Here is a 12,915-nt window from a genome sequence, read left to right as displayed (position 1 = left end):
TTCGCATACTATCGATTAAATTCGACAAACACCTGCCGGGCACCCTTCACAATGACACAGATCCCGTAAATATTGCGGATTGTGAATGATGATTTCTTTTGCTGTCATCGAAATGACCCCTTCTTTTTTCCACTGAGAAAACATACGATTAACAGTTTCACGTGGTGCACCAATCAATTGACCAAATTCACCGTCGGATGGTCGCTTCGCAAGACGATAAGCTTCTCCCACCTGTTCCCCTTCCATCGCAATCAGGCGAAGTAACGTCGAAGCTAATGCCCCTGGTTTTCCAAACAGTAGTAAGTCACGTAATTTCGTTTCCGTTTGCTTCCGCATTAATGCTTGCCACCGCATGATTTCAAGCGCAAAGGCACCGTCTTTTTTCATGAGCTCTTCTAATTGATTTTTTGATAAGAATCCGATGATGCTATCTTCCATCGTTTCAATACTGTAGGAGCTCGGAAAAGCTTCTCCTACATCAAATTCACCAAACAAATCCCCTTTGAAGTATAAAAACATGAGTAATGGACTGCCCTTTTTCGTCAACTTCGATAGTTTGACGCCTCCTTGTTTCACATAAAACAACTTGTCGTTCAATTCCCCTTCCCAACAGACGATGGAATCCTTTTTGAACGTCGTTTCCGTCATGAAGCTCTCCAGTAACGTTCTTGTCTCAGGTGATAAGACGAACGTATTGGCTTCCGTCGTTCCACAAGTTAGCATATCCATTTCTCCTCTCCTCTTCTTCTGCTTTTAGTATAGAACATCACAGTCCAAAAGAATGGATTTTCAAAAGATTGTCAAACTTTGTTCAACATTTCACATTATTATTTTTAAAATTACCTGACGACTACTTTTAAGAATACAAAAGAAATCGTCAGGAGTGATGTCATGGATTTATACCATAGTAATGATGAACAATTCGATTGACTGCTTGACCGGGTGTCTGATCGTACCAGTTCTGTTGGAACTTCTGCATGTGTTGACGACATTCTTCAAGTATCACATCAGACATGATCCACTCCATCAACTGCTCCATCCGTTCAGTCTGTCGGACAGGTAGCGGTTTCGGATATTGATCAACGAGCCCTGGTAGTTGTCGGTATGTGTCAATGTCCGGTGTATACAAGAACGCCGGAATGTTGAGGAGACAGCTTTCAAATGGAATGGAAGAATAATCAGTTACGAGAACATCTGTGATCAGCAAGTAATCATTGATCTGATACGTATCGTCTAGAAGATGGATATGGCTAGAACGATAGGTAGAAAGAGCTCGAATCGTCGGATGTAATTTAACGAGAATCGTCCATCCCGCTTGAGCAAGTTGTTCGAACTGTTGAATCGTATGATCTTCTGTCCCTTTGTATTCCCGGTATGTCGGTGCATACAATAAGATCCGACGGTCAGTCTTTGCGTATTGTTTTCTTAATTCCAGTGTTTTCTGCTTTCGTTGCTCCTCATCAAACCAATAGTCCGTTCGTGGCATGCCGAATGGTTTAAAATGGGATCGTTTTAAGTCGTGTGGCGTCATGAACTGTGTCGCACAGCGCATTCCCGGTACGATGAAATCGCCATATTCCTGATAAACACGTCGAAATCGATTGCGTACTCGTTCCGATACGAACAGACTTTTTGAAGAGGTCAGTCCAAATTGCTTTAATGTTCCTGCCGCGTGCCATAGCTGGATACGTCGTGCTCCTCGTCGCGTTGTTGCGACACTGAACTCTGCGACATAATTATCGACGAAGACCGTCCGGGAGGTCGCAAGCAAATACGCCAGTCGAACGAATCGTAAACGACGAAATCGAAGAGTCCGATCTGACTTCCACAGATCCGGCTGCTTCATGAAATGATGATCATATACAAGATACCGTTTCTCACTTGGCAATTCCTGCGCTAAGCGATCATTAACAGGTTTTGCGTTATCACCATACGTCATCCAAAACAAAGTGACTGATCGAAGCGGTAACCATCGAAAGACACCATAACAAATACGAAACAACAATAAATAGACCCATACGATTCCTTCTCTAACCACTTTCATCCTGCCCTTCTACGAAGAAAGACCGCACTTCAATCGTGTGGTCTCCTCTTCAATCACTTCGAAGCTAATTCCGTTTTAATCTGGCTTGTAGAGATGCCTTCAGTCCGGCTGAGGTAAACGACTTCACAGTGCTCTTTCAAGAAGTCGAACTCACCTTTCCAGTCGTCACCCATGACGAAGAGATCAACATCATGTTTTTGCACATCTTCTACTTTTTGATCCCAACTGTTTTCTGGAATGACTTCATCCACGTAACGGATGGCTTCAAGGATCATCTTCCGATTCTCGAAGTTGTGGTAAGACTGTTTATGTTTCAAACGATTGAATTCGTCTGTCGAAATCGCGACGATGAGGTAATCGCCCATCTCTTTTGCACGTTTTAAGATGTTGATGTGACCCCAGTGCAATAAATCAAATGTTCCGTACGTAATAACCTTCTTCATGATTTTGCTCTCCCTTTTATCCGTAAATTCTCTTTATGATCGTCTTCATCGCCCGTTCTGAAGCCTGCCCATCATCCCATTGACAATACGTCTCTTGGAACGCTCGGAATGCTGATGCATACCGTGTGTGCCAATCATCCAACTGATTCAATTCTTCAAATAGTGCTGTTTCAGTGGATAATAATGGTCCCGGTGCCTCCTGTTCAAAATCGAAGTAAAATCCGCGCAACTGATCGCGATAATGTTCTAAGTCATACGTATAGAACAAAATCGGACGCGATAAATGCGCAAAATCGAACATGACAGAAGAATAATCCGTGATCAAAGCGTCTGACGCCATATATAGCTCCGCGATATCCGGGTAGTCCGATGTATTTCGAACGGATGGATAAGCAGTGACGTCGAGACGACTTCCGACTAAATAGTGCATTCGGATAAGCAGAACATATTCATCCCCAAATCGCTTTTCAAATTCCTCCAACGAAAAGGGCAGCTCAAATGAATATTTCCCTTGACCTTCGAACGCATTATCTCGCCAAGTAGGTGCATACAGCAAGACTTTTTTCGAAGAATCAATCTCATAGTGGCGATAAACCGTTTCTTTGATTTTAGCATGCCGTGCCTCTTGATAAAATATATCATTTCGAGGGTATCCAATTTCTAGCATCTCACCTTCAAAAGCAAATGCCCGTCGAAAGATTGAACTAGAATAGGCATTCGGAGAAATTAAGCCGGACCATTTTGCAGTCTCCTGCTTAAATCCTTGCTTGTACCGCTCAGTCGTCGTATTCGCCATTTGGACATCATCCATATCAAGCGCGAGCTTTTTGAGCGGTGTGCCGTGCCATGTTTGGAGATAATACGTTTTTTTCGGTTTGATCAACCAACCCGGTAACCGACTGTTTGATACCCAGACCCGTGATGTCGCGAGCAAATAAATCCAGCGAAATGTCAACCGATCTACTGTCTTGACGTCTGGTGGAAACGTAACACCTCGTTGTTTACTAAAAATCAACTCACACTCCGGATGCATCGTACTCATCAATTCGTAGATGGCGCGCGGACTGTCACTATATTGTTTTCCGAGAAAACTCTCGAAAAGGACTCGATTTCGTTTTTGTGGAAACCATGTAAAGACTTTCATGACGGTCTGTAGACCGTATTCAATAAAACCTGTTCGTTTGATCCACTGTTTTACTTGATCTTTCAAGTGAAGAGCTCCTTCTTAAGTCAATTAATCACAGCTCATCATAACAAAAAGCGCATCCATTTGGAATTGCTATTTGTTCGCATGTAGCGGAAAGGTAAATCAAACGCCGTCGTGTTTTTGACGATTCCTTTACGGTGGCTGAACGTCTCGAAACTATACTTGCCATGATATCCACCCATGCCACTCGCCCCGACTCCACCAAATGGTAAATGATGCTGTGCGACGTGCATCAATGTATCGTTGACACATCCGCCACCGAATGAAATCCGTTCAAGGATACGATGTTCGACGGCTTTGTTCTCTGTGAACAGATAAAGTGCAAGCGGTTTGTCACGCTCATTGACGAACGCGATGACTTCTTCGATTTCACGGTAGGTCAACACCGGCAGGATCGGTCCGAAGATTTCGTCTTGCATCAATGGAGCATCCACCGCTACATTCGTCATGACGGTCGGCGCCATCTTGCGCGTTTCCGGATCGACTTGTCCACCGAATTCAATCGTCCCTTGCGACAAGTAACTGCTGAGACGATTCAGATGATCGTCCGATACGATTTTGACGTAGGATAAGACACCGACGCCATTCCCATACTGTTTGAAGGCTTCTTCTTCAATCAACTGCAAGAAACGTTCTTTGACGTCTTCATGGATTAATACGTAATCCGGTGCAATACATGTCTGTCCGGCATTCAGCCATTTTCCCCATGCGATCCGCTTCGCCGCTAGACGAAGATCCGCATCCTTGTGAACGATCGTCGGTGATTTTCCACCCAGTTCAAGTGTGACCGGCGTCAAATGCTTCGCCGCAGCCTGATGCACGATTTTTCCGACGCGTGTGGAACCCGTAAAGAAGATATAATCAAAACGTTCGTTTAATAAGGCGCTACTGACTTCAGCATCTCCTTCTATAACGATTCCGAATCGTTCATGGAATGCCGTTTCAAAGACTTCTCGTAATACACGAGAGACATTCGGTGTCAGCTCGGATGGTTTAAGGACGACCGTATTCCCCGCCGCAATCGCACCAATGACCGGAGCAAGTGCCAGCTGGAAAGGATAGTTCCATGGTGCGATGACAAGAACGTTGCCATAGGGTTCGTACTGGATTTCACTTTTCGATCCGATATGCAGAAGCGGTGTTGCGACACGCTTCGGGCGTGCCAGTCGACGGAGTTGTCGCTCCATCCGTTGAATTTCTCCATAAACGAAACCGATTTCCGTCGTAAAAGCATCATGCTGTCCTTTATTAAGATCTTGTTTTAATGCCTCATAGATCGCAGCTTCATGCGTTTCAATCGCTTGGCGTAAGAACGTCAGCATACTTAAGCGAAAAGCTAGACTACGTGTTGCACCTGTTTGGAAAAAGTGGCGTTGCGTCTGAAGACGTTCTGAAAGCACTGTCTCTGTCATCGTTGTTTCCATCCGAGAATCTCCCCTTTAACTGATCTATAACACTGATTTCATCTTACCATATCTCTTTTTCGATATGAAAAAAGACGGAGAGGCTTCTCCGTCTTGCTTCTTATAATTGAATCGCTGTCTCAAGTGCAACTTTCATCATATCGTTGAATGTCGTTTGGCGCTCTTCCGATGTCGTTTCTTCTCCTGTCAACAGGTGATCTGAAATCGTCAAGATCGTCAATGCATTCACTTTATGTTTCGCAGCGAGAGTGTAGAGTCCTGCTGCTTCCATCTCGATCGCGAGGCATCCGAAATCTGCCCATTTTTTGAAGTGATGGAAATCATCTTGGTAGAACTGATCCGTCGTGAAGATTTGACCGACTTTTGCATCGATACCTTGTTCTTTTGCTGCTGTATACGCTTTATGCAACAGATCAAAAGAAGCAGTCGGTGCGTAGTCTAGTCCATTAAAACGAACACGGTTCTGTGCCATGTCATGCGAAGCACTCATCGCGATGACGACGTCACGGACTTTAACGTCTGGAGTGATCCCACCAGCAGTTCCGACACGAATCAAGTTTTTCGCACCGTATGACTGAACGAGTTCGTTCGCATAGATCGACATCGATGGTACACCCATACCTGTCCCTTGAACCGAAACCTTTTTCCCTTTATAAGTACCTGTGAAGCCATACATTCCTCGAACTTCGTTATAAAGAACGACATCCTCTAAAAATGTCTCAGCGATGTATTTAGCACGTAACGGATCTCCTGGAAGTAAGACCGTTTCGGCGATTTGTCCTTCAGCTGCGTTAATGTGTACACTCATGTACGATTCCTCCTCGATAGTCGTTTAAATCGACAACAATTCACGAAACTCATTCGGTGTCATACCGAATTGTTTTTTGAACACTTTCCGAAAATACTTATCATCCTGATATCCGACTTCAAGTGCGATTTCGTAAATACGCGCTTCCGTTTCACTTAGTAATTCCTTCGCCCGATTCAAGCGAATCGTTTGAATGTAATCAGATAAGTTAACGGAAAAACGCTGTTTGAAGCGTCGTGATATATACTCTCGGCTCAAGTAAAACCGTTCGCTCATGAATTGCAGTGTCAATTCTTCCGCATAATGCGTTTCGATGTATTTGGCGATTTGATCAATCGCTTCCCCTGATTCCACTACCGGATGGATACATTCCATCGCGCGGGACAAGGCATCATTGAGTACATCTGGATCAACCGGCTTCAATAAATAATCAAAGGATTGATGCAAAATGGCACGTCGCATATACGTATAATCATCATACCCTGTCAGCACGATCGTGACGACCTTTGGATGATGATTTTTTGTCCATTCTAGTAATGTTAGTCCGTCGAGTCCTGGCATTTCGACATCTGTCAGCATTAAATCAATCGTTCCAGTATCCAGTAATCGTTTCGCTTCTTCCCCATGTTCCGCCTCGTAAATATGTGAGACCTGCCAACTGTCCCATTCTCCGAGCAATTTGACCGCTTCCCGTACATGTCGTTCATCGTCTACGATCAACACGTTCATGCCAAGTCCCCCTTCTCATATGGAATCCGAATCACGATTTTGAATCCTCCCTCTACAGCTGAAGAAGAGAGCGTCATATTTGCTTGTTCCCCGTAAAAAATCAAGAGCCGTTCATAAATATTATGGAGACCAATGCCGCTCGTCTCGAGGTCTTCTGGGTTACGATGCATACGCATTTTTCGATCAATCTCTTCAAGTCGTCCTGTTTCAAGAATGGCGCCGCTATTCTCGATTTGAATGATGAGACGTCCACCATCCGTCCGTACTTTGTAGGCGAGATAGTTTTCCGTCGCTGCTAATTGCTGCTGAAAGCCGTGTTTAAAGTAGTTTTCAGCGAACGGTTGCAAGATCATCTTCGGCACTTCAATGTCATTGAGATGCCACGGGACGTCAACGATATAACGGAACCGTTCTGGAAAACGTTGCTGTTGCAAACGAATATACGCCTGGAGATGATCGACTTCTTGTTTTAGCGTCACGATCGTCTGCTCATTATTCATCGAATAACGCATCATTTGTGATAATCCGGTGATCGAGCGGTAAGCAATCTTCCGGTCTCCTTGTAACGTCGTCGTTCCGATCGATTGTAAGGCATTGAATAAGAAGTGCGGATTGAGCTGGGATTGTAATGCCCGTAGCTCATTCGTCCGATTTTCAAGTGCCAGTCGATACTCCCGTTTGATTAAACGATCAATCCGTTGAATCATGCGTTGGAACTGGCGATTGAGTAATCCAATCTCATCATTCGTCGTCGCAACGAACGGTGCTGATAAATCCCCTTGTTCGACTCGCCAGACATTTGCCGTCAACTGTTTGATTGGTTTCGTGATCTGCATGGCAACAAGACTTGCGGCAATGATCATGACGAATAGTGAGACTAGACCAATCAAAACAAGAATCAATGCCGTTTCGTTCGCCCCTTGGATGACCGATGCATATGGAATTCGTTTGACGAGTGTTAGTGGAACGCCGTTCGTCATCGTCTTCGAGTAGACGATGAACGATTTTCCAACACGTAAACTCCCACTTTGCCCAGTGAATTGATCGACTGGTAGTTCCATCTCTGCCCCAGTCTGTGCTAAGACGCGCTGTTCTGTCATCAACCATAACGACTCTTCTGGATCATTCTCGAACAGCTTCAACTGTTGCTCAAACACATGGACTGGAATATCGACTGAAAGGAAGCCGAGCGGCTCATCTGTCTCGACACGATCGATGCGATAACGAAAACTGACGACTTGTTTCTCATCCAGAATCATCGTGTGGACATTATAGGGTTCAATCGTGTGCGCCTCGTCAATCAACCAGCCACTTTTTTGTTTCATCAATCGAAAATAATCCGTTTCTTGCATCCAATCAAACGTTCCCCGACTCGTTGTTTTCATATTGTAGACCGAATACTCCGAATAACCATTTAAGATGACGAAATGTAACTGCTCGATATCTTGACGTGATAAAAACAGACCTAACATCGCCCGCGAAACGACTCCATCGGATTCGTCTAGTTCCTGATCTGCTCCGACGCGCATGATGTTCATCAACGAACGATTCGCATACAGACTCGTCGATAGACGGCGGATATCCTCTATGTAATGGGTCACCTGTGTATTTCCCCGTGTCAAAACATTCAGGCTAGAACGTTCTGCCTGTTCAATGTTTTGGTGCCGCACATACAAATAGGAAATCGATGTCGCGAGGGCTGTCGGAATCAAGATTGCCAGGACAACGAGACGAATCAAACGCGTCCGGATACTTTTCATGAAAGGCGCCCCCATCCTTTTTCTTGTAATCAATCGTATCATAACCTTGAATCCGCTTACATCATTTCCTGATATTCTCTTTCGCGATTCCGATAAAAAATTCTTTTTTGTTTCGACTTGATTCCGAATGAATTTTACTATAATATCATCAATGTTCGTTTTTTTAATCAATTTGTTATGAAGGTGGTCCTTTTATCCATGTTTAAACTTGCCGCACATCAAACAACCGTAAAACGTGAAATCCAAGCTGGATTCGTAACGTTCATTACGATGGCATATATTCTGCTCGTCAATCCGACGATTTTAGCAGATGCCGGTATTCCTCAAGCTCAAGCTTTTTCTGCGACGATCATCGCGACATTGATCGGTACGCTCTTGATGGGACTTTATGCGAATCTACCAATCGCAGTCGCACCCGGAATGGGACTTAATGCGTATTTTACTTATACACTTGTCGTTGGTGAGAAGATTCCATATCAGACAGCACTCTCAGTCGTCTTCGTCGCTGGTGTCATTTTCTTATTGTTATCACTCTCACCGATTCGTACGAAGCTGATTGAGATCATTCCGATGACATTAAAGCTTGCTATCACAGGTGGAATCGGTCTTTTCATTGCTTCACTCGGTCTTAAGATGTCAGGAATTCTCGTCGCTAGTGAAGATACAATCGTCACGATTGGCGCCTTGACGTCACCAGAAGCATTGATCACACTCATCGGCTTATTAGTTGCTGCGATCCTAACAATCAAACGGGTGCCAGGAGCCATCCTTTATGCCATGATTCTCTCTGGATTGATTGCATTCTTGACAGGTGAATTGAAGTTCTCGGATTCCTTCGTTGCGTTACCGACGTTACCAGAAGGATTGATCATCACGAATCCGTTCAACGCCATTCAAGACGTGTTCCAATACGGTCTGTTCAGCGGTGTCCTCTCCTTCGTTCTCGTGACGATGTTTGACACGACAGGTACGATGGTCGCTGTCGGAGAACAGGCTGGATTGATTGAAGAAGATGGGTCATTGAAAAACAGCGAACGTGCCCTATTATCTGATTCGACTGCGATGGTCGCTGGTTCATTGTTCGGAACAAGCCCCACAACCGCTTACGTAGAATCTGCAGCGGGTGTTGCTGCTGGTGGACGGACTGGACTTACGTCCGTGACGGTCGGGATTCTATTCGCATTATCTGCCGTCTTTGGACCGTTCGTTCAATCGATTTCGAGCGTTCCTGCGATTACTGCGCCAGCATTGATTTTAGTCGGTGCCTTCATGATTCAAAACATCAAACAGATTCCATGGGATGATTTCAGCGAAGCTTTCACGGCATTCCTCGTCATCTTGATCATGCCATTATCCGGTAGCATCGCAACCGGTATCGCATTTGGTTTCATCGTCTATCCGATCATGAAAGCTATCCAAAAAGAGCGTGTCCATCCACTCATCTATGTATTCGCGCTTCTCTTCTTCATCCAATTATTCTTCTTATAACAAAAAACATGCCTGTTCCGTCAGTTAATCGGAACAGGCATGTTTTTTGAATCACTTCTTATTTCTTCATTTTATCCCATGTCTTCGTGAAGTCCTGCAGCATCTCGTCAGCTGTTTTTTGCTTACCAACATACGCTTGCATGATCGCTCCGAACTCGTTTACAGCACCATCCGGATACTTGAACCAGTTCCATGAGATTGTTTTTCCGTCTTTCGAGTACGCTTGAATATCATCTGCAAGCGGTCCTAAATCCTTCGCTTCGATTGATTTGAAGGCAGGGATGAACTTGAATTTATTGACCATGTAGTCTTTTCCTGTATCAGACATCGCCATCCACTCGAGGAATTTTTTAGCTTCTGCTTTGTTCTTCGAGTTCTTGTTGACGACCCAGTTGTTTGGTACGCCGACAGGAAGACGATCCATTTTTTCTTTATCATCATTGATCGGCATCGGGATGAAGCCCATGTTGATGTCCGGATTGACGTCCGTAATCAATTGTTGTGCCCAGTTCCCTTGTTGAAGCATTGCTGTCTTACCTTCAGCAAATTGAGAGACTTGTGTGTTGTAATCCGTCGTTAACGGATTTTTATTACCGTACTCAATCGTTAAATCAAATAGATTCATGAAATCCTTGAACTGTTTGTTATCTTCGAACTTTCCTTTTCCAGAATTCAAGTCTGCGATGAACTGATCTGGATCATCCTGCTGTGCGACCGGAATGTTCAAAAGGTGATTACCGAGAATCCACCACTCGCCGTATCCAATCGAGAATGGCGTCACTCCGTCTGCTTTCAGCTTCTTAGAAGCTTCCGTCAATTCAGTTAATGTTTTCGGAAGTTCCGTGATACCGGCTTTTTTGAAGATATCTTTATTGTAGATAAAGCCATACCCCTCAAGGTTCATTGGCATACCATACAATTTACCATCAATCGTCATTGGTTCTTTTGATAGGTCCGTTAGATCACCGACCCACTTTTCATCTGACAAATCTTCTAACTTATCCTGCCATGTTTTTGCTTCCGTAAAGCCACCGTTGTTAAAGACATCCGGCTCATTACCTGAAGCGAACTGTGATTTCAGAGCCGCGCCATAGTCCGATCCACCACCGACTGTTTGCACGACGACTTTCGTCCCGGTTTCTTTTTCATACGCTTTTGCCATCTTTTCCATGTCTTTTGCGATTTCAGCCTTGAATTGGAATACGTTGAGCGTCTTACCGTCTTTTGAACCACTATCTTTCGAGTCATCGCTATTCAATGTACCGCCACCACATGCTGCCAAAGCGACGACCATCGCCGTCGTGACGACAGGTAATGCTGCCCATCTTCTTTTACGCATTCGGATTCCCTCCCTGATTTCGTTTCATTTCGTGCTACATCTTCACAATAAATGAAAACGCTTGCAATGAAGAGAGAGAAAGTTGTCCGGTGTGGTGGAAAATATTGAACAATCGTTATCCGAGTCTTTTTATCGGAATTGTTGTATCATGAAACTAGAGATTCTTTTATGAATAGGAGTTTGATGCCATGTCCTTGCAACTCACGATTTTATTGATTGGTATATTGCTGTTTGCCGCCGTCTGGACGACGAAGTTATCAAGCCGTCTGAATATTCCTGCTCTACTGATTTTTATCGCTCTTGGTATGATTGCCGGAAGCGACATTACGGGGTTCATTCGTTTTGACGATGCAGAACTGGCTCAGCTTCTCGGAACCGTTGCCCTCATCATCATCTTATTCGAAGGTGGTCTGCAAACGGTTTGGAAGGAAGTGCGTCATGAATTGGCCCCTTCCCTCTCGCTTGCGACGTTCGGAGTCTTCATCGCTACATCCATCGTTGCCGTTGCTTCCCATTATATTCTGGGCTTTAGTTGGGCGAATGCTTTTTTACTCGGCGCAATCGTTGGTTCGACGGATGCCGCTGCCATCTTTTCTGTCTTGAGTGGTCAGCCGATTCGACGGAAAGTCGGATCAACACTCGAAGTCGAGTCTGGTACGAATGACCCGATGGCCGTCTTTTTGACTGTCTTGTTTCTTGAATTCGTGACAAACCCTGAAGAAGCATCGCTCTTATCGGGACTTGGATCACTCGTTTGGGAAATGGCGATGGGACTTCTGATTGGTTTGTTGATTGGATGGGCAGCTTCGACCTTGATCAATCGGATCGATTTGTCCTCTTCTAGCTTTTATCCAATCATGCTCATGTCGTTTGCTTTCTTGTCTTTCGGTTTAGCTGATACGTTCCACGCCAGTGGATTTTTAGCAGTATATGTCACAGCGATCTACATCAGTAATCATGAACTCGTCTACCGACAGACACTCGTCCGTTTTACGATGAGTATGGCGCACCTTGCCCAAATCGGAATGTTCATCGTGCTCGGTCTGCTCGTCTTTCCGAAACAATTGCTCGATGTCCAGGTCATCCTGTCTTCCATTGCGCTGGCACTGATCTTAATTTTCATCGCTCGTCCTTTGTCAGTCTGGGTGAGTCTCCTTCCGTTTCGTTATTCGTGGCAAGAGAAGGTCTTCATTTCCTTTGCTGGTCTAAAAGGAGCGGTACCAATCATTCTCGCGACATACCCTCTCGTTGCCGATATCGAAAATGCATCGATGATCTTCAATATCGTGTTTTTCACAGTCTTATTATCAACGTTAATTCAAGGGAGTATGTTGACGTTCCTTTCCGAGCGGTTACGACTGAACGAAACACAGACTTCTGCTATCCATACCGTCATTGAATTCATGTCAATCGGTAAACCGAATGCGGAAATCATTGAATTGACGTTACCGATGTCCCATCCATTCATTGGAATGACGATCTCAGAGATTGATTTGCCTCAGGAATTTTTGATCACAGCTATCATCCGTGATGATCAAATCATTACTCCACGCGGAGACACTGCCCTAGAAGGCAATGATCAACTGTTATTGCTAACGCCAAAACATCGGATCAAGACACTGAAACGATTCTTGTTTCCTCCCGCTTGATCTGTTCATGAAACAACGCAGTGG

General features: G+C 44.6%; 11 protein-coding genes. 2 read left to right on the top strand and 9 right to left on the bottom strand.

Annotated features, from left to right (window positions below):
- Positions 1-15 precede the first annotated feature (15 nt).
- From ESP131_RS05560 to ESP131_RS05525, 8 genes are all read right to left on the bottom strand, one after another.
- Entirely contained in the window at positions 16-729 is a 714-nt protein-coding gene (locus tag ESP131_RS05560) for a Crp/Fnr family transcriptional regulator (RefSeq protein WP_231925695.1), read from the bottom strand.
- 160 nt (positions 730-889) lie between these two features.
- The gene (locus ESP131_RS05555; protein ID WP_231925694.1) at positions 890-1,939 is read right to left on the bottom strand and encodes a CDP-glycerol glycerophosphotransferase family protein; all 1,050 of its coding nucleotides are present in this window, start codon (positions 1,937-1,939) and stop codon (positions 890-892) included.
- Between the two features lie 158 nt (positions 1,940-2,097).
- Positions 2,098-2,487: a glycerol-3-phosphate cytidylyltransferase gene (gene tagD / locus ESP131_RS05550; protein WP_029340858.1), complete on the bottom strand. Its 390-nt coding sequence runs from the start codon at positions 2,485-2,487 to the stop codon at positions 2,098-2,100.
- 16 nt (positions 2,488-2,503) lie between these two features.
- The gene (locus tag ESP131_RS05545; RefSeq protein WP_231925693.1) at positions 2,504-3,697 is read right to left on the bottom strand and encodes a CDP-glycerol glycerophosphotransferase family protein; all 1,194 of its coding nucleotides are present in this window, start codon (positions 3,695-3,697) and stop codon (positions 2,504-2,506) included.
- 38 nt (positions 3,698-3,735) lie between these two features.
- Positions 3,736-5,118 (bottom strand): aldehyde dehydrogenase, encoded by a 1,383-nt coding sequence (locus ESP131_RS05540; protein ID WP_047395127.1) that lies wholly within the window; start codon positions 5,116-5,118, stop codon positions 3,736-3,738.
- Positions 5,119-5,218: 100 nt separating this feature from the next.
- Positions 5,219-5,926: a purine-nucleoside phosphorylase gene (deoD, locus tag ESP131_RS05535; protein WP_023467244.1), complete on the bottom strand. Its 708-nt coding sequence runs from the start codon at positions 5,924-5,926 to the stop codon at positions 5,219-5,221.
- Positions 5,927-5,950: 24 nt separating this feature from the next.
- Complete coding sequence (locus ESP131_RS05530) at positions 5,951-6,655, bottom strand: response regulator transcription factor (RefSeq protein WP_023467243.1); 705 nt, start codon at positions 6,653-6,655, stop codon at positions 5,951-5,953.
- Positions 6,652-8,415: a sensor histidine kinase gene (locus ESP131_RS05525; RefSeq protein WP_047395124.1), complete on the bottom strand. Its 1,764-nt coding sequence runs from the start codon at positions 8,413-8,415 to the stop codon at positions 6,652-6,654. Before ESP131_RS05525 ends, ESP131_RS05530 begins: the two co-directional genes overlap by 4 nt.
- Before the next feature lie 198 nt (positions 8,416-8,613).
- Here ESP131_RS05525 and ESP131_RS05520 point away from each other — a divergent pair, with 198 nt between their 5' ends.
- On the top strand, positions 8,614-9,903 hold the full coding sequence (locus ESP131_RS05520) for an NCS2 family permease (RefSeq protein WP_069940337.1): 1,290 nt from the start codon (positions 8,614-8,616) through the stop codon (positions 9,901-9,903).
- A gap of 58 nt (positions 9,904-9,961) precedes the next feature.
- Here ESP131_RS05520 and ESP131_RS05515 read toward each other — a convergent pair whose 3' ends face one another.
- Complete coding sequence (locus ESP131_RS05515) at positions 9,962-11,242, bottom strand: ABC transporter substrate-binding protein (RefSeq protein ID WP_029340853.1); 1,281 nt, start codon at positions 11,240-11,242, stop codon at positions 9,962-9,964.
- Positions 11,243-11,430: 188 nt separating this feature from the next.
- Here ESP131_RS05515 and ESP131_RS05510 point away from each other — a divergent pair, with 188 nt between their 5' ends.
- The gene (locus ESP131_RS05510) at positions 11,431-12,891 is read left to right on the top strand and encodes a potassium/proton antiporter (RefSeq protein WP_029340852.1); all 1,461 of its coding nucleotides are present in this window, start codon (positions 11,431-11,433) and stop codon (positions 12,889-12,891) included.
- Positions 12,892-12,915 lie beyond the last annotated feature (24 nt).

The sequence above is a fragment of the Exiguobacterium sp. U13-1 genome (assembly GCF_001750115.1).
GTDB classification, from domain to species: domain Bacteria; phylum Bacillota; class Bacilli; order Exiguobacteriales; family Exiguobacteriaceae; genus Exiguobacterium_A; species Exiguobacterium_A acetylicum.
The sequence above is the reverse complement of the archived record's forward strand: the minus strand, read 5'-3'. Positions and strand labels throughout refer to the sequence as shown.